This window comes from Streptomyces sp. NPDC088732 (assembly GCF_044751205.1).
GTDB lineage: Bacteria > Actinomycetota > Actinomycetes > Streptomycetales > Streptomycetaceae > Actinacidiphila.
Window position 1 is genome coordinate 85,674 of record NZ_JBIVLI010000017.1, and the last position, 20,553, is coordinate 106,226.

A 20,553-nucleotide genomic window follows, 5' to 3' on the forward strand; every position below is an offset into this window, starting at 1 on the left:
CGACGGGGCGCACGCCCCGTCGATTCACGTCCGGCGGCGGCGGACCCGTACCATCTGCGGCATGGCAAAGGCTCCCGTACTCACGCCCCAGGCGGACGACTTCCCGCGCTGGTACCAGGACCTGATCAACAAGGCCGAACTGGCCGACAACGGCCCGGTGCGCGGCACCATGGTCATCCGGCCGTACGGGTACGCGCTGTGGGAGCGGATGCAGCAGGAGATGGACGCGCGGATCAAGGAGGCGGGCGCCCAGAACGCGTACTTCCCGCTCTTCATCCCGCAGTCCTACCTGACCCGGGAGGCCGAGCACGTCGAGGGCTTCGCCCCGGAGCTGGCCGTGGTCACCCACGGCGGCGGCAAGGAGCTGGAGGAGCCGGTCGTCGTCCGGCCCACCTCCGAGACCATCGTCAACGAGTACTTCTCCAAGTGGGTGCAGAGCTACCGCGACCTGCCCCTGCTCATCAACCAGTGGGCGAACGTCGTCCGTTGGGAGATGCGCTCGCGGCTCTTCCTGCGCACGAGCGAGTTCCTCTGGCAGGAGGGCCACACCGCGCACGCCACCTTCGAGGACGCGCGCGACTACGCCTCGATGATCCACCGCGAGGTCTACGGCGACTTCATGACCGGCGTTCTCGGCATCGACGTCCTGCTGGGTCGCAAGACCGCCCGCGAGCGCTTCGCCGGCGCCATCAACACCCTCACGCTCGAAGGCATGATGGGCGACGGCAAGGCGCTGCAGCTCGGCACCAGCCACGAGCTGGGCACCAACTTCGCCAAGGCCTTCAACACCTCCTACCTGTCCAAGGAGGGGCAGCAGGAGCTGGTCTGGCAGACCTCCTGGGGCACCTCGACCCGCATGGTCGGCGGCCTGATCATGAGCCACGGCGACGACAACGGACTGCGCGTGCCGCCGCGGCTGGCACCCGTGCAGGCCGTCGTGCTCGCGATCAAGGGGGACGACGCGGTCGTCGCCAAGGTCCGCGAGATCGGCGACCGGCTCAAGGCCGCGGGCGTCCGCGTGCAGGTGGACGTGCGCACCGACACCCCCTTCGGCCGCCGCGCCGTGGACTGGGAGCTCAAGGGCGTGCCCGTCCGCGTCGAGGTCGGCCCGCGCGACCTGGAGAACGGCACCGCGATGCTGGCCCGTCGCATCCCCGGGGGCAAGGAGCCGGTGGCCATCGACGAGCTCACCGCGCTGATCCCCAAGGCGCTGGAGGAGGACCAGGCCACGCTGCTGCGCCAGTCCCGCGAGCGCCGCGAGTCGCGCACCGTGGACGTCGCGACCATCGGCGAGGCCGCCGAGGCCGCGGCCACCGGCTGGGCCCGCATTCCGTGGGCCGACCTGGGCCCGGAGGGCGAGGCCAAGCTCGCCGAGCAGGGAGTGTCCGTGCGCTGCCTGCTCACCGAGGACGGGGCCGTGCCGGATTCGGACGACGCGCCGGGTACCGTCGCGGTCGTCGCGCGGGCATACTGACCGTCAGGTGACTGAAAAGCGACGTACGTAATCGGCAGTACGTCCTTCCTTGAGGCGGGTGCGTGACTTCTCCACTGTTCTCCGCACCCGCCCTCGGCCGTACTCATCATCCTGAACTGACTAGTACGTGCAAAATATTTGGGATGGCCCGGTATCGGAACACCGGGCGCCCCCGGCTCGTTGTCACGACGTGAGCACGACACCACCAGTCCTCGCCGCCGAGCTGGCAGTCGCATGGGCCGACATTCAACGGCACCACCCCGAGCTGCCCGATCTGGCCGCCCCCGAGTCCCTGATCGGAGAGTCCTCGTCCGCGTGCGGCACGGAGCTCTCCTTCGAGCGCCTGCTGCACGAGGCCGTCCACGGAGTCGCCGCCGCCCGCGGCGTCCGGGACACCTCGCGGGCGGGCCGCTACCACAACCGTCGGTTCCTGGCCATCGCCGATGAACTCGGCCTGGACCACGCCGAGGAGCCGCACCCCAGCAGCGGCTTCTCCCTGGTCCAGATGCGCCCCGACACCAAGAAGCGCTACCGGGCCACGATCGACCGGCTGCAGCGCGCCCTCAGAGCGCACACCGCGGCGACCGCCGCCGACACGGCCCGCAGCTTCCGCGGGCCCGCCGCCCGGCACGGGTCCTCGGGCGGCGGCGTACGGGTGAAGGCGGTCTGCGACTGCGGGCGCAACGTCCGCGTCGTGCCGTCCGTGCTCGCGCAGGCGCCGATCGTCTGCGGGGCGTGCGGGACACCCTTCCGGATTCCGGAGGCCGCGGCGGCCGTCGCCTGAGGCGGCCGCCCGCGGCGGCGGGCACGGCAAGCACCGCCGGGGCCGTTCCCGGCGTGCGGCGGCATGCCCGCCGTATGGCACAATGGTCAGCTGAGCACTCGGCAGCCGTGCAGGACCCCTCTCTCCTTCGGCTGACGCGTCCGTCGGGCATCCGCCTCCACAACCCCACGTGGCGGTCAGGTGTGCCCAACCCACGTCAACACCAGGAGAACCCACTCCCGTGGCAGTCAAGATCAAGCTGAAGCGTCTGGGCAAGATCCGTTCGCCTCACTACCGCATCGTCGTCGCCGACTCCCGGACCCGCCGTGACGGCCGGGCCATCGAGGAGATCGGCCTGTACCACCCGGTCCAGAACCCGTCCCGCATCGAGGTCGACGCGGAGCGCGTGGCGTACTGGCTGGGTGTCGGCGCGCAGCCGACCGAGCCCGTGCTCGCGATCCTGAAGAAGACCGGCGACTGGCAGAAGTACAAGGGCGAGCCGGCTCCGGCCCCGCTCCTCGTCGCCGAGCCCAAGGCCGACCACCGCAACCTGTTCGAGGCTGCCGCCAAGGACGCCGGGGACGGACCCAAGGGTGAGGCCATCACCCAGAAGGCCAAGAAGTCGGACAAGAAGGACGAGGCCGCCGAGGCGGCCGAGTCGACCGAGGCCTGATCGTGCTCGAGGAGGCCCTCGAACACCTGGTCAAGGGCATCGTCGACAATCCCGATGACGTGCAGGTCGCCGAGCGCACTCTGCGTCGTGGGAAGGTCCTGGAGGTCCGGGTGCACCCCGACGACCTCGGCAAGGTGATCGGCCGCAACGGCCGTACCGCCCGTGCCCTGCGCACCGTAGTGGGCGCGATCGGCGGACGTGGTGTGCGCGTCGACCTCGTCGACGTCGACCAGGTTCGCTGAGACACGAAGCACCGGCACGGGCCGGGGGAGGCGTCACCGCCGCCCCCGGCCCGAGCCGTATCCGACAGGCAACGCACAGGAGCGCGAACAAGTGCAGCTGGTAGTGGGACGCATCGGCCGCGCCCATGGCATCAAGGGCGAGGTCTCGGTCGAGGTACGCACCGACGAGCCGGAGTTGCGGCTCGCCCCGGGCGCCGTACTGGCCACGGACCCGGCCTCGGCCGGACCGCTCACGATTGAGACCGGGCGCGTGCACAGCGGCCGGCTGATGCTGCGCTTCGCGGGCGTCAAGGACCGCACCGGCGCCGAGGCGCTGCGCAACATCCTGCTGATCGCCGAGGTCGACCCGGAGGAGCGTCCGGAGGACCCCGAGGAGTTCTACGACCACCAGCTGATCGACCTCGACGTGGTCACCGTCGACGGGACCGAGGTCGGCCGCATCACTGAGATCTCCCACCTGCCCTTCCACGACCTGCTCGTCGTGGAACGCCCGGACGGCAGCGAGGTCATGGTGCCCTTCGTCGGCGAGATCGTGCCCGAGATCGACCTGGAGGCGCAGCGGGCGGTCATCGACCCGCCGCCGGGCCTGCTCGACGAGGCCGAGGCCGAGACGGCCGGCAGCGCCGACAGCACCGGCAGCGCCGACAACGGAGGCAAGGCCGACGGCGAGGGCGGGGCGGAGCCGGCGTAATGCGCATCGACGTCGTCACGATCTTCCCGGAGTACCTGGAGCCGCTGAACGTCTCCCTGGTCGGCAAGGCCAGGACGCGCGGTCAGCTGGACGTCCGCGTCCACGACCTGCGCGCGTACACCCACGACCGGCACAACACGGTCGACGACACCCCCTACGGCGGCGGCCCGGGGATGGTCATGAAGCCCGAGCCGTGGGGCGAGGCGCTGGACGCCGTCCTGGCCTCGGGCGAGGGTGCGCCGGTGCTCGTCGTGCCGACCCCCAGCGGGCGCCCCTTCACCCAGGAACTCGCGGTCGAGCTCTCCGAACGGCCCTGGCTGGTGTTCACCCCGGCCCGCTACGAGGGCATCGACCGGCGCGTCATCGACGAGTACGGCGACCGGCTCGATGTGCGCGAGGTCTCCATCGGCGACTACGTGCTGGCCGGCGGCGAGGCCCCGGTGCTGGTCATGGTCGAGGCGATCGCCCGGCTGCTGCCGGGCGTGCTCGGCAACGCCGAGTCCCACCGCGACGACTCCTTCGCCCCCGGCGCGATGGCCGACCTGCTCGAAGGCCCCGTCTACACCAAGCCGCCGGTCTGGCGGGACCGCGGCGTGCCGGACCTGCTGCTCAGCGGCCACCACGGCAAGGTCGCCCGCTGGCGCCGCGACGAGGCCTTCCGCCGCACCTCGGCTCATCGCCCGGATCTGATCGAGCGCTGCGACCCCGCGGCCCTCGACAAGCACGACCGGGCGATCCTCGCGGCCCTCGGCTGGGCCCCGCGCGAGGACGGCCGATTTTGGCGAGCCCCGGAAGCCGTGGAAGAATAGGCGGCTGCCGCTCTGCGTCCGCCGCGCGCCCCTGCCACAGGGGGACACGACGCCCGTCCGACGCGGTGGCACTCATCATCATCACTATGTCCGCCGATGACCTGTGGCATGGGCGAAGGAAGCAGACACACATGTCCCACCTGCTCGACACCGTCGACGCCGCGTCGCTGCGCAGCGACCTCCCGGCCTTCCGTCCGGGCGACACCGTCAACGTCCACGTCCGCGTGATCGAGGGCAACCGCTCCCGTATCCAGCAGTTCAAGGGCGTTGTCATCCGCCGCCAGGGTTCCGGCGTCCGTGAGACCTTCACGGTCCGCAAGGTCTCCTTCAGCGTCGGCGTCGAGCGTACCTTCCCGGTGCACAGCCCGATCTTCGAGAAGATCGAGCTCGTGACCCGCGGCGACGTCCGTCGCGCGAAGCTGTACTACCTCCGTGAGCTGCGCGGCAAGGCCGCGAAGATCAAGGAGAAGCGCGACCGCTGAGTCCGTCCGGGCATATGCGGGGCCGTATAGGCTCTGCGCTCGATGGACACCGAGGTACCTCCTGCGAAGCGCGACCGCGCAGATCCCGCCCCAGAGCGGGATGAGCGGTCGCGCTTCGGCGTACGTACACAGCGGTATGCGCTTCTCGTCGTGGCCTGCGCCGCCGTGATCGCCGCGGTCAACACCTTTGTGGCGCAGCCCTTCGAGCTTCCCAGCGGGTCGATGGAGAACACCTTGCGCCCCGGGGACCGAGTGCTGGTCGACAAACTGGCGTACCGTTTCGGCGGCGCCCCGGCCCGGGGCGACATCGTGGTGTTCGACGGCGAGGGATCGTTCGTGCAGGAGTCCGGCCGTACCGACTACGTCAAGCGTGTGATCGGCGTCGGCGGCGACCGGGTGACCTGCTGCGACCGACAGGGCAGGATCACCGTCAACGGCCGTCCGCTGGACGAGACCTATCTTTATCCCGGCGACACACCGTCACGGGTAGCGTTCGACATCGAGGTTCCTGAGGGGAGGCTGTGGGTGATGGGCGACCACCGTGCCGACAGCCGGGATTCCCGGGACCATCTCGGTGACCCCGGCGGAGGCACGGTCCCGGTGGACAAGGTGATCGGCAGGGCCGAGTTCACCATCTGGCCGCTGAGCCGGCGCCGGTCGCTGGACGGCGCCCATGGGTAGCCGGGGACGGTCGGGAGAGGGCAGGCCCGTCCGCGCGGCGTACCTGGGCGACGACGAGGAGGAGGGCGCCGCGGGGCCGCGCAGGAGCGGTGGCCGCGCCGAGCGCCGCAGGCTGGCCCGGAAGGTCAAGCGCAAACGCCGGCGCTCCGCGGCCCGCGAGATACCGCTGCTCATCGGCGTCGCGCTGCTGATCGCCCTGGTCCTGAAGACCTTCCTGCTCCAGGCGTTCGTCATCCCGTCCGGCTCCATGGAGCAGACGATCCGCATCGGCGACCGCGTGGTCGTCGACAAGCTCACCCCCTGGTTCGGCACCAAGCCGCAGCGCGGGGACGTCGTCGTCTTCAAGGACCCCGGCAACTGGCTGGAGGGCGAGCAGGCCCAGAGCGGCCAGGACCCCGTGGGGGTCAAGCAGATCAAGGAGTTCTTCACCTTCATCGGCCTGCTGCCGTCCGCTGACGAGCAGGACCTGATCAAGCGGGTCGTCGCGGTCGGCGGCGACACGGTGAAGTGCTGCGACAAGGACGGACGGGTCACGGTCAACGGCACGCCGCTCGACGAGCCGTACATCTATCCGGGCAATCCGCCCTCGGACATTAAATTCACGGTCAAGGTTCCGCCGGGCCGGCTGTTCGTCATGGGCGACCACCGCTCCAATTCCGCGGACTCCCGGTTCCATTTGAAGGACGCCGGCAACGGCACCGTGCCCGAAAGCCTGGTCGTCGGCCGTGCCTTCGCGGTGGCCTGGCCCTTGGGCCACTGGGCCGGACTGAAGGAACCGACAACTTTCTCCACCGTCGCCGCACCGGCTCTCCCTGGCGCGTCTCCCGCCACCGCGAGCCATAGGGTGGCAACATCCAACAATCGGCAAGGAATGATTGCGCTCCCGCCTCCTGCGGAACTCCCGCTCGTTATGGGAGTCGTGGGCCTGGGCCGAATCCGGCGCGGGCGGCAGCGTGGAGTGAGGAGTGGATGTGGGGGACCTGGTGGTCGGCGCAAGGTCCGGACGCGAAGAGCCGGAAGATCAGGGTTCCTCGGAGGGCGCGACCGGCGAGGACGGTGTGAGGCCCGGAGACGGGGCGCGCACGGAATCCGGCTCGGGCGGCTCGGGAGGCTCCTCCGACGAGGCGGATGACACGACGGACGGCGAAGGCGACTCGCCGCAGAAGCAGCGCTCGTTCTGGAAGGAACTGCCGCTGCTCATCGTGATCGCCCTGGTGCTCGCGCTGCTGATCAAGACGTTTTTGGTGCAGGCGTTCTCCATCCCGTCCGCGTCGATGGAGAACACGCTGCAGGAGGGCGACCGGGTCCTCGTCGACAAACTGACGCCTTGGTTCGGCTCGGAGCCCGAGCGCGGCGAGGTCGTCGTCTTCCACGACCCGGGCGGCTGGCTCGGCGAGACCGCGCCGGTCGACACCAACCCGGTCACCTCGGCGATCCAGAAGGTCCTCAGCTTCGTCGGCCTGATGCCCTCGGCCGAGGAGAAGGACCTGATCAAGCGGGTCATCGCGGTCGGCGGCGACACCGTGGAGTGCCAGGGCACCGGCCCGGTCAAGGTGAACGGCAAGGCGCTGAACGAGCCGTACATCTACCCGGGGAACACGCCCTGCGGCGACCGCCCCTTCGGTCCGATCAGGGTCCCCAAGGACCGGATCTGGGTGATGGGCGACCACCGCCAGGACTCCCTGGACTCCCGCTACCACCAGGACCTCCCGGGCAACGGCACGGTCTCCAACGACGAGGTCGTCGGACGGGCGATCGTCGTGGCGTGGCCGATCGGCCGCTGGTCGACCCTGCCCATCCCCAGCACCTTCGACCAGCCGGGCATCAGCGCGGCCGCCGCCGCGGGGCTGCCCGCCGCGGCCGGTGTCGCGGGCGCGGTGCCGCTGGTGTTGCTCCGGCGGCGCCGGCTGATCAACCAGGCGAAGTGACGGGGCTGCCCGGAATCCGTACCGCCGGGTAGGGTGCGGTCGCATGAGCACAGGCACACGCACGGGCACGCGTACGACGACGGGCGGCACGCGCGGGACGGGCGGTGAGGGCGGCGGACGGGCCGGAGGGATACTCTCCGGGCTGGCCGTCGCCCTCGGCTCCGTTCTCTTCCTCGGCGGATTCGTCTGGGGCGCGATCCTCTACCAGCCCTACACCGTCCCGACCGGGTCGATGACTCCGACCGTGGACGCGGGGGACCGGATCCTCGCCCAGCGCATCGACGGCTCCGACGTCCGCCGCGGCGACATCGTGGTCTTCAACGACTCGCTCTGGGGCGACGTCCCCATGGTCAAGCGGGTCGTGGCGGTCGGCGGCGACAAGGTGGCCTGCTGCGACAAGCAGGGGCGGCTGACGGTCAACGGCAAGCCGATCGACGAGCCGTACCTGCTCGATCCCAAGGCACCGGCCTCGCCGACCGGCTTCACGGCCACCGTGCCCCAGGGCAATCTCTTCATGATGGGCGACAACCGCGCCACGTCAGAGGACTCCCGGGTCCGGCTCACCGACTCCGACGACGGCTCCGTGCCGCGCAGCGCGGTGAGCGCGCGCGCCGACGCCATCGCCTGGCCCGCGGGCCGCGCGGGCATGCTGGAGCGCCCCACGGCCTTCGCGGGCCTGTCCGGGGACGGACCGTCCGCTCCGGGGCCGCTGAAGGCGGTCGTGGCGGCGGTGGTGGGCGGTGCCGTGCTCATCTTCTGCGGGGCTGCGTACGGGCCGGTGGCCCGTCTCGCGGGCCGCCGGCGGACGGCGCGCTGACCGTGGCGCGGCGGCGCGCGGCGCGGGTCATCCTGCTCGATCCCACTGACCGGATCCTGCTGCTGCACGGCTACGAGCCGGACGACCCGTCGGTGACCTGGTGGTTCACCCCCGGCGGCGGTGTCGAGGAGGGCGAGAGCCTGGAGGACGCGGCGCTGCGCGAGCTCGCCGAGGAGACCGGCATCACGGGCGTGAAGCTCGGGCCGGTGCTCTGGGAGCGGTCGTGCGCGTTCGACTTCGACGGGCGGCGCTGGGAGCAGGACGAGTGGTATTTCCTGGCCCGTACCGACGACACCCGATTCCATACCGCCGGATTGACGGAATTGGAGCAGCGCAGCGTCACAGGCCTGCGATGGTGGACCTGTGAAGAACTTCTCGGCACGCGTGAGACGGTGTATCCGACCAGACTCGCCGGACTGCTGGGCAAGCTGCTGGGCGAAGGACCCCCACTGTCCCCGATCCACCTGGGGACGGAGCGTGACTGACGCACAATGGGGGGACGTACGGCTGAAGGGGAACATGCCATGAGTGCCGAGGACCTCGAGAAGTACGAGACCGAGATGGAGCTCAAGCTCTACCGGGAGTACCGGGATGTCGTCGGCCTGTTCAAGTACGTGATCGAGACCGAGCGTCGCTTCTACCTCACCAACGACTACGAGATGCAGGTGCACTCGGTCCAGGGTGAGGTCTTCTTCGAGGTGTCGATGGCCGATGCGTGGGTGTGGGACATGTACCGCCCGGCGCGGTTCGTGAAGCAGGTACGGGTGCTCACGTTCAAGGACGTGAACATCGAGGAGCTCAACAAGGCCGATCTGGACCTCCCGTCGGACGACTCGGGCTTCAACGGCTGAGTCGGCCGGCCCGGCGGGCTCGGCGCCTCGGCCCTCCCGGGAAAGTTATCCACAGGGCGCAGGCAAGATCATCTTTGGGGCACCACCTCCGTCACAGTGAGTGACGGAGGTGGTGTGACATGAACGCCCGAGGAGCGATCGGACGGTACGGCGAGGACGTGGCGGCGCGATCCCTGGCGGCCGCCGGGATGACGGTGCTGGAGCGCAACTGGCGCTGCCGGCACCGCGAACGCCACGGCGAGATCGACATCGTGGCGGCCGACGGGGACGCCGTGGTCGTCTGCGAGGTCAAGTCGCGGACGGAGGGCGGCCGCGAGCACCCGATGGCCGCGGTCACCGCACGCAAGGCCGAACGGCTGCGGCAGCTCGCCGAATGCTGGCTGGCCGACCACGGGGGTCCGCCACCGGGCGGGATCCGCATCGACGTCGTCGGCGTGACCCTGCCGCAGCGGGGCGCCGCCCGGGTCGAGCACGTACGGGGGGCCGCCTGATGGGATTCGCCCGTACGTGTTCGGTGGCGCTGCTCGGCGTGGAGGGCGTCGTCGTCGAGGTCCAGGCCGACCTGGAACCCGGCGTGCCGGCATTCACGCTGGTGGGGCTGCCCGACAAGAGCCTGACCGAGAGCCGCGACCGGGTCCGCGCCGCGCTCGTCAACAGCGGCGAGACCTGGCCGCAGAAGAAGCTCACCGTGGGCCTCAGCCCCGCGTCCGTCCCCAAGGGCGGCAGCGGCTTCGATCTGGCCGTCGCCTGCGCCGTGCTCGCCGCCAACGAGCGCGTCGCCCCCAGGGACATCGCCGACCTGATGATGATCGGGGAACTGGGGCTCGACGGCCGTGTCCGGCCCGTGCGCGGGGTCCTGCCGGCCGTCCTGGCCGCCGCCGAAGCCGGCTACCGGCACGTGGTGGTGCCCGAGCGGACGGTGGCGGAGGCCTCGCTCGTGCCGGGCGTCCATGTCCTCGGGGTGCGCAGCCTGCGGCAGCTGATCGCGCTCCTCAACGACGAACTGGCCCCGGAGGAACCCGAGGACCCGGGCGAAGGGCGCCCCGATCCCATGCTGGCCGGCCTCGCCCTGCCCGGCGCGGGACACGGCACGGGGTTCTCCGACGCCGGTACACCCGACCTCGCCGACGTCGCCGGGCAGGGCGCGGCACGCCTCGCCCTGGAAGTGGCGGCGGCCGGTGGCCACCACCTCTACCTCAAGGGCCCGCCCGGCGCCGGCAAGACCATGCTCGCGGAACGCCTGCCCGGGCTCCTGCCACCGCTGACGCGGCAGGAGTCGGTCGAGGTCTCCGCCGTGCACTCCGTCGCGGGCATCCTGCCCGCAGGCAAGCCGCTGGTCGAGGAGCCGCCCTACTGCGCTCCGCACCACTCGGCGACGATGCAGTCGCTCGTCGGCGGCGGGAACGCCCTGCCGCGCCCCGGCGCCGTCTCCCTGTCCCACAAGGGCGTGCTGTTCCTCGACGAGGCACCCGAGTTCAGCGGCCAGGCGCTCGACGCGCTGCGCCAGCCCCTGGAGGCCGGACACGTTGTCATCGCCCGCGCCGCCGGCGTCGTCCGCCTCCCGGCACGCTTTTTGCTCGTCCTGGCCGCCAACCCCTGCCCCTGCGGGCGGTACGGGTCGGTCGGCGGCCTGTGCGACTGCACACCCAGCATGGTCCGCCGCTATCAGGGGAGACTGTCCGGGCCGCTGCTGGACCGGGTCGACCTGCGCGTGGAGGTCGAGGCGGTCAGCCGCTCCGAACTGATGGGCGGCGCCGCCGGTTCCGAGAGCACGCGGACGGTCGCGGAACGGGTGCGCGAGGCAAGGGAACGGGCCGCCGCGCGGTACGTGGGCACCCCCTGGCGCATCAACAGCCAGGTCCCCGGCCATGAGCTGCGGACCCGTTGGGCCGCCGCCCCTGGCGCCCTGCGCGCCGTCGAACGGGACATGGAGCGCGGCCTGCTCACCGCCCGCGGTCTCGACCGGGTGCTGCGGGTCGCCTGGACCGTCGCCGACCTGGCCGGTCGTGACCGGCCTGACGGCGTCGACATGGAACGCGCACTGGAACTGCGCACCGGGATCCGCCGCGGTCTCGCGGCGACAGGGGCGGCGCCGGCGGCGAAGGAGGTCCCATGACGCACGGCACGCTCTTCGGCACCGACGACACGCTGGACGGACCCGGACCCGGGGACGAACCGCCCCCGACGGAGGAGGAGCGCCTCGCCCGGGCCGCGCTCACCGCTGTCGCCGATCCCGGCGATGTGGTCGTCGAACGCTGGCTGCGAGAACTCGGCCCCGTCGAGACGCTCAAGGCGCTGACGGCCGGCGAGGCCCTGCCCGGGGCGAGCGAGCAGCGGCGGGCGGGCTACACCCTGCGGGCGGCGCGCGCCGATCCGGCGCGGGACCTTGCCGCCGTGCGGGCCCTGGGCGGGCGGTTCCTGTGCCCGGGGGACCCGGACTGGCCGACCCAGCTGGACGACCTCGGGGACGAGCGGCCGTTCGGGCTCTGGACGCGCGGGCGGCCCTCACTGCGGATGTGGGCGCTGCGCTCGGTCGCCGTCGTCGGCGCCCGCGCGTGCACGGAGTACGGCTCCCACATGGCCTCCACGCTCGGCGCGGAGCTCGCCGAGTCGGGCTGGGTCGTCGTCTCCGGCGCGGCGTACGGCATCGACGGCGCCGCGCACCGCGGGGCGCTTTCCGTCAGGGGCGCGACGGTGGGGGTCGTCGCCTGCGGGGTGGACGTGGCCTATCCGGCCGGTCATGCCGAGTTGATCGGACGCATCGCCGAACAGGGTCTGCTCCTCAGTGAATTGCCGCCCGCCGCGCACCCGACGCGGGCCCGGTTCGTGCTCCGCAATCGTGTGATCGCGGCCCTGACGCGGGGCACGGTCGTGGTCGAGGCCCAGTACCGCAGCGGCTCGCTGATCACCGCCCGCCGCTCCCGTGAACTGGGACGCTTCGTGATGGGAGTGCCCGGTCCCTGCACGTCGGCGCTGTCCCAGGGGGTGCACGAACTGCTGCGCGCGGACGGCACGCTGGTGACCGGCGCGGCCGATGTGGCCGAACTCGTCGGCCGGATCGGCCAGGACCTCGCGCCCGAGCGCCGTGGTGCCCTCCTGCCGCGCGATCTGCTCCCGCCGGAGACCGCACGGGTCTTGGAGGCACTGCCCGGCGGACGGGCGGGCGCCGAGTGCGCGGCGATCGCGGCGGCCGCCGCGAGCACGCCCGACGCCACCCTCGGCCACCTCCTTGAACTGCATGTTCTCGGCTTTGTGGAACGTGACGGCCCGCGCTGGAAGTTGGCGGAAAACCATCTGAAGGAGGGGTCTGCGCCGACACGCTCCGCCGGTGAACACACCATCAGGTGACAGGACGGTTCTTGACCTGGGACCTCCTGGATGGCGTGCTTATGTCGACGCCGAAACGTCGCGGTCTGCGACCTCGCCGTCACGCTACGCTCAAGGAGGTCCGACTCCCGTCCGCCCCGCAGGTCACAGCAGAACGGCTCAAATCCACGCATGCACCCGCACACCCCCGGGTCAGACCGCGCGACGGCGGCGACCACCGTCACCGGTTCCCCCCGGCCTCCCGCCCCCACCTCGCTCGACGCGCTGTGGCGGACCTACAAGTCCACGGGGGACACGCGCCTGCGTGAGCAGTTGATCCTGCACTACTCGCCCCTGGTGAAGTACGTGGCCGGGCGCGTCAGCGTGGGTCTGCCGGCCAATGTCGAGCAGGCGGACTTCGTCTCGTCCGGGGTCTTCGGGCTCATCGACGCCATCGAGAAATTCGATCCCGAGCGCGCGATCAAGTTCGAGACCTACGCGATCACCCGCATCCGCGGCGCCATGATCGACGAACTTCGTGCCCTGGACTGGATCCCCCGCTCGGTGCGCCAGAAGGCCCGCGCCGTCGAGCGCGCCTACGCCACGCTGGAGGCCTCGCTGCGGCGCACCCCCAGCGAACCCGAGGTCGCCGCCGAAATGGGCATCGCGCTGGAGGAACTGCACGCGGTCTTCAGCCAGCTCTCGCTCGCCAACGTCGTCGCCTTGGAGGACCTGCTGCACGGCGGCGTCGAGGGCGGCGACCGGCTGAGCCTCGTCGACACCCTGGAGGACACCGGTGCCGACAACCCCGTCGAGGTCGCCGAGGACCGCGAACTGCGCCGGCTGCTGGCCAGGGCGATCAACACCCTTCCCGAGCGGGAGAAGACCGTGGTCACCCTCTACTACTACGAAGGGCTCACACTCGCGGAGATCGGGCAGGTGCTCGGGGTGACCGAGAGCAGGGTCAGCCAGATCCACACCAAGTCCGTGCTCCAATTGCGCGCGAAACTGGCCGACGTCGGCCGATGACGCGCGTTGCCGACGGGAGGGCCCGGCCCCCGCGCGGCTTCCGTACAGTGGTGGCGTGCCCAAGATTCGAGCGGCCTCGGTGGCCGAGCACAGGTCGATGCAGCGCGACGCCCTGCTGGACGCCGCGCGAACCCTGCTCTCCGAGGGCGGTACGGAAGCCCTGACCTTCCCCGCCCTGGCCGAGCGCACCGGACTGGCCAGGTCCTCGGTCTACGAGTACTTCCGCTCGCGTGCGGCCGTGGTCGAGGAGCTGTGCGCGGTCGACTTCCCCGTCTGGGCGGCGGAGGTCGAGGCCGCGATGGAGGCGGCCGACGGTCCCGAGCGCAAGATCGAGGCGTATGTGCGCAGTCAGCTCGCCCTCGTCGGGGACCGCAGGCACCGCGCCGTGGTCGCCATCTCCGCCGGTGAGCTCGACGCGGGCGCCCGCGAGAGGATCCGCGCCGCCCACGGCGGCCTGATCGCCATGGTCGTCGATGCCCTGGGCGCCCTCGGCCACCGTGAACCCCGGCTCATCGCCATGCTGGTGCAGGGCGTCGTGGACGCCGCGGTGCGCCGCATCGAACTGGGCGCGGCCGAGGAGCCGGACGCCATCGCCGACGCCGCCGTCACCACGGCCCTGCGCGGGGTCCTCGGCTGAGAGCGGGCACGGCCCTCCCCTCGGGCACCCGCCGTGCCGTCGTCGCGTCGGGCAGCGGCACGCCGAACACCGGCAGCAGCCGTGACGGTCCGTCGCGCAACATGCCGTCCGGCAGCAGCGACAGCGGATCGAGGTAGGTGTCCCCGCGCAGCAGCCCCCAGTGCAGACAGCCGCCCGGGCAGTGCCACGGCCCGTCCGCGAGCTCCCCGACCAGCTGGCCCGCGCGCACCTCGTCACCCGCCGCGACCGTCGCCCGCACCGGCTGGTACGTGATCCGCAGCCCTTCCGCCAGTCCGATCACCACCACTCCGCGCCCCGCCACCGACCCGGCGTACGTCACGCGGCCCTGCGCCGCCGCGCGCACCGGTGCGCCGGGGCCCGCCCGGAGATCCACCCCGCGGTGCCCAGCACCCCATCGCACGAGCGGCGGGTCGAAGCCCCGCTCCACCACCGGCCGCCGCGCCCCGCCGGCCCCCGCCACCGGCCAGGCGCGGTCAGCTGGGCCGCCACCCTGGTCAGCCCACCGAGCGGTCGCGTTCGCGGGCCCCGTGGGCCCACCGAGCCACGCCACCACCGCGAGGTACACCGTCATCACGAACACCGTCGATCTCGTCATGCCTCAACGGTGACGGACCCGGCCGGGAAGAGATGATCATGGTCGCGACCTGTGGACAACCGCACGGAGCCCGCACCCCGCAGGCGCGATGTCGCCCGCCGCTCCGGCGGTCCCGTACACTTTCCATGGCGATCCGGGTCACCGGGTCGACTTCGCACGCCCCGCCACCGTCCTCCTCGTGAGCGGTGGACGCGTCCCTCGGTCCCTTGTGGCACGGCGCGTTCGGGGCGTCAGGCGCGGCCGCCGTCCGGCGGCCGCTCAGAACCGAGTATCTCTAGGAGTACGGCCATGGCCGTCGTCACGATGCGGGAGCTGCTGGAGAGCGGCGTCCACTTCGGGCACCAGACCCGTCGCTGGAACCCGAAGATGAAGCGTTTCATCTTCACCGAGCGCAACGGCATCTACATCATCGACCTGCTCCAGTCGCTGTCGTACATCGACCGCGCCTACGAGTTCGTCAAGGAGACCGTCGCGCACGGCGGCTCCATCATGTTCGTCGGCACCAAGAAGCAGGCGCAGGAGGCCATCGCCGAGCAGGCGTCCCGCGTCGGCATGCCCTACGTCAACCAGCGCTGGCTGGGCGGCATGCTCACCAACTTCTCCACGGTCTACAAGCGCCTGCAGCGCCTGAAGGAGCTCGAGGAGATCGACTTCGAGGACGTGGCCGCCTCCGGCCTCACCAAGAAGGAGCTCCTGGTCCTCTCCCGTGAGAAGGAGAAGCTGGAGAAGACCCTCGGCGGTATCCGCGAGATGCAGAAGGTGCCCAGCGCCGTCTGGATCGTGGACACCAAGAAGGAGCACATTGCCGTCGGTGAGGCGCGCAAGCTCCGCATCCCGGTCGTCGCGATCCTGGACACCAACTGCGACCCCGACGAGGTCGACTACAAGATCCCGGGCAACGACGACGCGATCCGCTCGGTCACCCTGCTCACCCGCGTGATCGCCGACGCCGTCGCCGAGGGCCTCATCGCCCGCTCCGGCGCCGGTGCCGCCACCGGTGACAAGGCCGAGGGCGAGCCGCTCGCCGCCTGGGAGCGCGAGCTCCTCGAGGGCGACAAGGCCAAGGCCGACGAGTCCGCCGCCGAGCCGGCCGCCGCTGAGGCCGCTCCGGCCGAGGCCGCCACCGAGGCGCCCGTCGCCGAGGCCGCTCCGGTTGAGGCCGCTCCGGCCGAGGCCGCTGCCGAGACCGCCGAGGCGCCGGCCGCCGACGCCGAGCAGGCCTGAGCCTCGCTCGCCTTCCGATGCGTGTGAGGACGGCGGGGGCTCCGGCCCCCGCCGTCCGCACATAGAACCGCCGGACTCACCGGATTCACCGACTTCCGAGAAGAGACTGACAGACATGGCGAACTTCACCGCCGCCGACGTCAAGAAGCTCCGCGAGCTCACCGCCGCGGGCATGATGGACTGCAAGAAGGCGCTCGAGGAGGCCGAGGGCGACCTGGACAAGGCCGTCGAGATCCTCCGGGTCAAGGGCCAGAAGGGTGTCACCAAGCGCGAGGGCCGCTCCGCGTCCAACGGCGCCGTGGTCTCCCTGATCGCCGGTGACAACAGCGAGGGTGTCCTCGTCGAGCTCAAGTGCGAGACCGACTTCGTCGCCAAGGGTGACAAGTTCGTGGCCGCCGCCGACGCGATCGCCGCGCACGTCGCCGCCACCAAGCCGGCCGACCTGGAGACCCTGCTCTCCTCCGAGATCAAGGACGGCCAGTCCGTCCAGGCCTTCGTCGACGAGGCGAACGCCACCCTCGGTGAGAAGATCGTCCTGGACCGCTTCGCGCAGTTCACCGACGGCTTCGTCGCCTCCTACCTGCACCGCACCAGCCCGGACCTGCCCCCGCAGGTCGGTGTCCTGGTCGAGCTGGACAAGGCCAACGCCGAGGTCGCCAAGGACGTCGCGCAGCACATCGCCGCCTTCGCCCCGACCTTCCTGTCCCGTGAGGACGTCCCGGCGGAGACCGTCGAGAACGAGCGCCGCGTCGCCGAGGCCACGGCCCGCGAGGAGGGCAAGCCCGAGGCCGCCCTCTCGAAGATCGTCGAGGGTCGCGTCAACGGCTTCTTCAAGGAGAACGTCGTTCTCGAGCAGGCCTTCGCCAAGGACAACAAGAAGAGCGTTCAGAAGGTCCTCGACGAGGCCGGCGTCACGCTGAAGCGCTTCGCCCGCTTCCGCGTCGGTGTCTGAGCGTCCTAGCCGCGCAAGCGATTGACCGGCGACCCCGCTAGGGTCGTACGCAGCCTGCCGTTCACCGGCGGCCGGCCGCAGTTGTGACGAGGAGGCCATTGCTACAGGGAACGATCACGAACCCTCGGCAATGGCCTTCTTCGTACGTGCACGAGGAGATCTCCATGGATCAGGGCGCCGACAAGGCCCACAACACCAACGGCGACGGCTCCAACGCCCAGCGCCGGTACCTGCTCAAGCTCTCCGGAGAGGCTTTCGCCGGCGGCGGGGGACTGGGTGTCGACCCCGACGTCGTGCACAAGATGGCCCGCGAGATCGCGGCGGTCGTCCGCGAGGGCTACGAGATCGCCGTCGTCATCGGCGGCGGCAACTTCTTCCGCGGCGCAGAACTCCAGCAGCGCGGTATGGACCGGGCACGCTCCGACTACATGGGCATGCTCGGAACCGTGATGAACTGCCTTGCCCTCCAGGACTTCCTGGAGAAGGAGGGCATCCAGTCGCGCGTGCAGACCGCGATCACCATGGGGCAGGTCGCCGAGCCCTACATCCCGCTGCGGGCCGTGCGCCACCTGGAGAAGGGCCGCGTCGTCATCTTCGGCGCCGGCATGGGCATGCCCTATTTCTCCACCGACACCACTGCCGCGCAGCGCGCCTTGGAGATCGACGCCCAGGCGCTGCTGATGGGCAAGAACGGCGTCGACGGGGTCTACGACTCCGACCCGCGCAAGAACCCCGACGCCGTGATGTTCGACGTCCTGGAGTACTCCGACGTCATCGCCCGCGACCTGCGCGTCGCGGACCTGACGGCGATCACGCTCTGCCAGGACAACAAGCTTCCGATCCTCGTCTTCGAGCTGCTCGCGGAGGGCAACATCGCGCGGGCCGTGAAGGGTGAGAAGATCGGCACGCTCGTCAACGACACGGGCGCCCGCTGACGGACGACGCCGGCCGCAACCCGGCCGGCGATCCGCCCGGAACGGGGATGGACAACAGGCTGCCGGTCGGACACCGTGCAGGGAAGACGCGCGCAGGGGCCCGGATTGGATGGCTCCGCCTTCTGAAGACCAGGAGCACATGGTGATTGAAGAGACCCTCCTCGAGGCCGAGGAGAAGATGGAGAAGGCCGTCGTGGTCGCCAAGGAGGACTTCGCCGCGATCCGTACCGGCCGTGCCCACCCGGCGATGTTCAACAAGATCGTGGCGGACTACTACGGTGCCGCGACCCCGATCAACCAGCTGGCCTCCTTCGCGGTGCCCGAGGCGCGGATGGCCGTGATCACCCCCTTCGACAACTCGGCGCTGCGCAACATCGAGCAGGCGATCCGGGACTCCGACCTCGGCGTCAACCCGACTAACGACGGCCGGATCATCCGGGTGGTCTTCCCGCAGCTGACCGAGGAACGCCGCAAGGACTACATCAAGGTCGCCCGCGGCAAGGCGGAGGACGCGCGGATCTCGGTCCGCAGCGTGCGCCGCAAGGCCAAGGAGACCCTCGACAAGCTGGTCAAGGACGGCGAGACCGGCGAGGACGAGGTGCGCCGGGCGGAGAAGGAGCTCGACGACACCACGCACAAGTACGTGGCGCAGATCGACGAGCTGCTCAAGCACAAGGAATCCGAGCTGCTCGAGGTCTGATCCCCGGCATCTGGTTCCGGCCCCCGGGCCGGAACCGGCCGCGCCGGGCCGCCGAGCCCCGGCCCTGCTCCTCCGCCCACTCACCCCACCTCCGACCGACCCGGACCGGACGAAAACGCGAGGCGAATCTCCGTGAACGACTCTTCCTGGGGGGCTTCGCCACGCGCCGGCTCCTGGGGAGGCGAGGACGAAGGGGCCACTCGTATGAGCGGCCCCTTGTTCCGCGACGATGCCCCCGAACCGGCGGACCACTCCGCGCGGCCCGATCGCCCCGCGCCGCATCAGGCGGCCCCGGGCGGCCCCGCGAAGAAGAGCGCCGGGCGCAACCTGCGCGCCGCGATAGGGGTCGGCGTCGGCCTCGGTGTTGTCATCCTCGCCTCGCTCTTCATCGTCAAGGCCGTGTTCGTCGCGGTCGTCGCGGCGGCGGTGGTGGTGGGGCTGTGGGAGCTGACCTCGCGGCTCGCGGAGCGCAAGGGGATCAAGGCACCGCTGATCCCGCTGGCCGTCGGCGGCGCGGCGATGGTCGTCGCCGGGTACGCGCGCGGCGCGGAGGGCGCGTGGGTGGCGATGGCCCTCACCGCGCTCGCCGTCCTGGTCTGGCGGATGGTCGAACCCCCGGAGAACTACCTCCGCGACGTCACGGCCGGCGTCTTCGCCGCCTTCTACGTACCGTTCCTGGCCACCTTCGTGGTGATGATGCTCGCCTCGCACGACGGTCCGTGGCGGGTCTTCGTCTTCCTGCTGCTGACGGTCGTCAGCGACACCGGCGCGTACGCGGTGGGGTGGCGCTTCGGCACGCACAAGCTGGCGCCGCGCATCAGCCCCGGCAAGACCCGCGAAGGCCTGGTCGGGGCCGTCACCTTCGCGATGGCGGCAGGCGCGCTGTCCATGCAGTACCTGATCGACGGCGGTCGCTGGTGGCAGGGTCTGCTGCTGGGCCTCGCCGTTGCGGCCAGTGCCACCCTCGGCGACCTCGGCGAGTCGATGATCAAGCGCGATCTCGGCATCAAGGACATGGGCAAGCTGCTGCCGGGCCACGGCGGCATCATGGACCGCCTGGACTCGCTCCTGCCCACCGCGCCCGTGGTGTGGCTGCTCCTGGTGATCTTCGTCGGCTCCGGCTGAAATCCGCCGCGCGGGGATGCGATCAACGGCGTCCTGGGGTGGACTTGATCAACCCCCCTGGACGCCGAGCCACTGGAGCGAGCATGGCCGCGAAGCCCTTGGTACCGCCCTTCACGCGGGAGACCGCCATCCAGAAGGTCCGCATGGCCGAGGACGCCTGGAACTCCCGCGACCCCGTGAAGACCTCGCTCGCCTACTCGCCGGACAGCCGCTGGCGCAATCGCGCGGAGTTCGTCAACGGGCGGGACGAGATCGTCGCGTTCCTCACCCGGAAGTGGAACCGCGAGCTGGACTACCGCCTGATCAAGGAGCTGTGGGCCTTCGACGGCAACCGGATCGCCGTCCGTTTCGCCTACGAGTCCCACGACGACTCCGGCAACTGGTACCGCTCCTACGGCAACGAGAACTGGGAGTTCGACGACCAGGGCCTGAACTGTGTCCGCCACGCCTGCATCAACGACCTGCGCATCGACGAGTCGGAGCGGGCCTACCACTGGCCGCTCGGACGCCGCCCCGACGACCACCCGAGCCTGTCGGACCTGGGGTTCTGAGCCGCGCGGACCGTGCCGCGGCACGTGCGCGGTGCGCCTGGGGCACGCCCGTGGCGGACCCGTGCTG

At 71.0% G+C, this 20,553-nt stretch carries 25 protein-coding genes; 24 read left to right on the forward strand and 1 reads right to left on the reverse strand.

Annotated features, from left to right (window positions below):
• Positions 1-61: 61 nt before the first annotated feature.
• The 18 genes from proS to ACIP9H_RS27475 all read left to right on the forward strand — a co-directional run bounded on the left by proS (position 62) and on the right by ACIP9H_RS27475 (position 14,383).
• Complete coding sequence (proS, locus tag ACIP9H_RS27390) at positions 62-1,474, forward strand: proline--tRNA ligase (RefSeq protein WP_401961314.1); 1,413 nt, start codon at positions 62-64, stop codon at positions 1,472-1,474.
• A gap of 190 nt (positions 1,475-1,664) precedes the next feature.
• Positions 1,665-2,258, forward strand: a complete 594-nt coding sequence (locus tag ACIP9H_RS27395; RefSeq protein WP_360911184.1) for a hypothetical protein — start codon at positions 1,665-1,667, stop codon at positions 2,256-2,258.
• Between the two features lie 220 nt (positions 2,259-2,478).
• Positions 2,479-2,910: a 30S ribosomal protein S16 gene (gene rpsP / locus ACIP9H_RS27400; RefSeq protein WP_401591389.1), complete on the forward strand. Its 432-nt coding sequence runs from the start codon at positions 2,479-2,481 to the stop codon at positions 2,908-2,910.
• A 2-nt stretch (positions 2,911-2,912) separates the two neighbouring features.
• Positions 2,913-3,152: an RNA-binding protein gene (locus tag ACIP9H_RS27405; protein WP_319659722.1), complete on the forward strand. Its 240-nt coding sequence runs from the start codon at positions 2,913-2,915 to the stop codon at positions 3,150-3,152.
• Between the two features lie 91 nt (positions 3,153-3,243).
• On the forward strand, positions 3,244-3,843 hold the full coding sequence (gene rimM, locus ACIP9H_RS27410) for a ribosome maturation factor RimM (RefSeq protein ID WP_401591387.1): 600 nt from the start codon (positions 3,244-3,246) through the stop codon (positions 3,841-3,843).
• Positions 3,843-4,652 (forward strand): tRNA (guanosine(37)-N1)-methyltransferase TrmD, encoded by an 810-nt coding sequence (trmD, locus tag ACIP9H_RS27415; RefSeq protein ID WP_401961318.1) that lies wholly within the window; start codon positions 3,843-3,845, stop codon positions 4,650-4,652. The genes rimM and trmD overlap by 1 nt, the downstream gene beginning before the upstream one ends.
• Positions 4,653-4,783: 131 nt before the next feature.
• Entirely contained in the window at positions 4,784-5,134 is a 351-nt protein-coding gene (gene rplS / locus ACIP9H_RS27420; RefSeq protein WP_401591383.1) for a 50S ribosomal protein L19, read from the forward strand.
• 42 nt (positions 5,135-5,176) lie between these two features.
• A complete protein-coding gene (gene lepB, locus ACIP9H_RS27425) occupies positions 5,177-5,815 on the forward strand; it encodes a signal peptidase I (RefSeq protein WP_401961321.1) in 639 nt (212 codons plus the stop codon).
• Entirely contained in the window at positions 5,808-6,947 is a 1,140-nt protein-coding gene (lepB, locus tag ACIP9H_RS27430) for a signal peptidase I (protein ID WP_401961324.1), read from the forward strand. The genes lepB (ACIP9H_RS27425) and lepB (ACIP9H_RS27430) overlap by 8 nt, the downstream gene beginning before the upstream one ends.
• Entirely contained in the window at positions 6,874-7,743 is an 870-nt protein-coding gene (gene lepB / locus ACIP9H_RS27435; protein WP_401591377.1) for a signal peptidase I, read from the forward strand. Before lepB (ACIP9H_RS27430) ends, lepB (ACIP9H_RS27435) begins: the two co-directional genes overlap by 74 nt.
• Before the next feature lie 43 nt (positions 7,744-7,786).
• Positions 7,787-8,560 (forward strand): signal peptidase I, encoded by a 774-nt coding sequence (gene lepB / locus ACIP9H_RS27440; protein ID WP_401591375.1) that lies wholly within the window; start codon positions 7,787-7,789, stop codon positions 8,558-8,560.
• A gap of 2 nt (positions 8,561-8,562) precedes the next feature.
• A complete protein-coding gene (locus ACIP9H_RS27445; RefSeq protein ID WP_401591373.1) occupies positions 8,563-9,045 on the forward strand; it encodes an NUDIX hydrolase in 483 nt (160 codons plus the stop codon).
• Between the two features lie 39 nt (positions 9,046-9,084).
• Positions 9,085-9,411 (forward strand): DUF2469 domain-containing protein, encoded by a 327-nt coding sequence (locus ACIP9H_RS27450; protein ID WP_018562949.1) that lies wholly within the window; start codon positions 9,085-9,087, stop codon positions 9,409-9,411.
• A gap of 119 nt (positions 9,412-9,530) precedes the next feature.
• Positions 9,531-9,902 (forward strand): YraN family protein, encoded by a 372-nt coding sequence (locus ACIP9H_RS27455; RefSeq protein ID WP_401591371.1) that lies wholly within the window; start codon positions 9,531-9,533, stop codon positions 9,900-9,902.
• Complete coding sequence (locus tag ACIP9H_RS27460; protein WP_401961329.1) at positions 9,902-11,527, forward strand: YifB family Mg chelatase-like AAA ATPase; 1,626 nt, start codon at positions 9,902-9,904, stop codon at positions 11,525-11,527. The genes ACIP9H_RS27455 and ACIP9H_RS27460 overlap by 1 nt, the downstream gene beginning before the upstream one ends.
• Positions 11,524-12,759: a DNA-processing protein DprA gene (dprA, locus tag ACIP9H_RS27465; RefSeq protein ID WP_401591364.1), complete on the forward strand. Its 1,236-nt coding sequence runs from the start codon at positions 11,524-11,526 to the stop codon at positions 12,757-12,759. The genes ACIP9H_RS27460 and dprA overlap by 4 nt, the downstream gene beginning before the upstream one ends.
• 150 nt (positions 12,760-12,909) lie before the next feature.
• Positions 12,910-13,746 carry an RNA polymerase sigma factor WhiG gene (gene whiG / locus ACIP9H_RS27470; protein ID WP_360911209.1) on the forward strand — a complete coding sequence of 279 codons (837 nt, stop codon included), beginning with the start codon at positions 12,910-12,912 and terminating at the stop codon, positions 13,744-13,746.
• A 79-nt stretch (positions 13,747-13,825) separates the two neighbouring features.
• Entirely contained in the window at positions 13,826-14,383 is a 558-nt protein-coding gene (locus ACIP9H_RS27475; protein ID WP_401591527.1) for a TetR/AcrR family transcriptional regulator, read from the forward strand.
• Here ACIP9H_RS27475 and ACIP9H_RS27480 read toward each other — a convergent pair.
• Entirely contained in the window at positions 14,352-14,999 is a 648-nt protein-coding gene (locus tag ACIP9H_RS27480) for a murein hydrolase activator EnvC family protein (protein WP_401961333.1), read from the reverse strand. The two genes, ACIP9H_RS27475 and ACIP9H_RS27480, sit on opposite strands and share 32 nt — an antisense overlap.
• A 288-nt stretch (positions 15,000-15,287) precedes the next feature.
• On the opposite strand from ACIP9H_RS27480, the gene rpsB reads away from it, so the two are divergent.
• The 6 genes from rpsB to ACIP9H_RS27510 all read left to right on the forward strand — a co-directional run bounded on the left by rpsB (position 15,288) and on the right by ACIP9H_RS27510 (position 20,486).
• Positions 15,288-16,223: a 30S ribosomal protein S2 gene (gene rpsB, locus ACIP9H_RS27485; protein ID WP_401591358.1), complete on the forward strand. Its 936-nt coding sequence runs from the start codon at positions 15,288-15,290 to the stop codon at positions 16,221-16,223.
• A gap of 115 nt (positions 16,224-16,338) precedes the next feature.
• A complete protein-coding gene (tsf, locus tag ACIP9H_RS27490; RefSeq protein ID WP_401591355.1) occupies positions 16,339-17,175 on the forward strand; it encodes a translation elongation factor Ts in 837 nt (278 codons plus the stop codon).
• Between the two features lie 164 nt (positions 17,176-17,339).
• Positions 17,340-18,110, forward strand: coding sequence for a UMP kinase (pyrH, locus tag ACIP9H_RS27495; RefSeq protein WP_401591353.1), 771 nt, complete (start codon positions 17,340-17,342; stop codon positions 18,108-18,110).
• A gap of 142 nt (positions 18,111-18,252) precedes the next feature.
• A complete protein-coding gene (frr, locus tag ACIP9H_RS27500) occupies positions 18,253-18,810 on the forward strand; it encodes a ribosome recycling factor (protein WP_401591525.1) in 558 nt (185 codons plus the stop codon).
• Between the two features lie 132 nt (positions 18,811-18,942).
• Positions 18,943-19,935 carry a phosphatidate cytidylyltransferase gene (locus ACIP9H_RS27505; RefSeq protein WP_401591350.1) on the forward strand — a complete coding sequence of 331 codons (993 nt, stop codon included), beginning with the start codon at positions 18,943-18,945 and terminating at the stop codon, positions 19,933-19,935.
• An 83-nt stretch (positions 19,936-20,018) separates the two neighbouring features.
• Positions 20,019-20,486, forward strand: coding sequence for a DUF1348 family protein (locus ACIP9H_RS27510; RefSeq protein WP_401591347.1), 468 nt, complete (start codon positions 20,019-20,021; stop codon positions 20,484-20,486).
• Positions 20,487-20,553 lie beyond the last annotated feature (67 nt).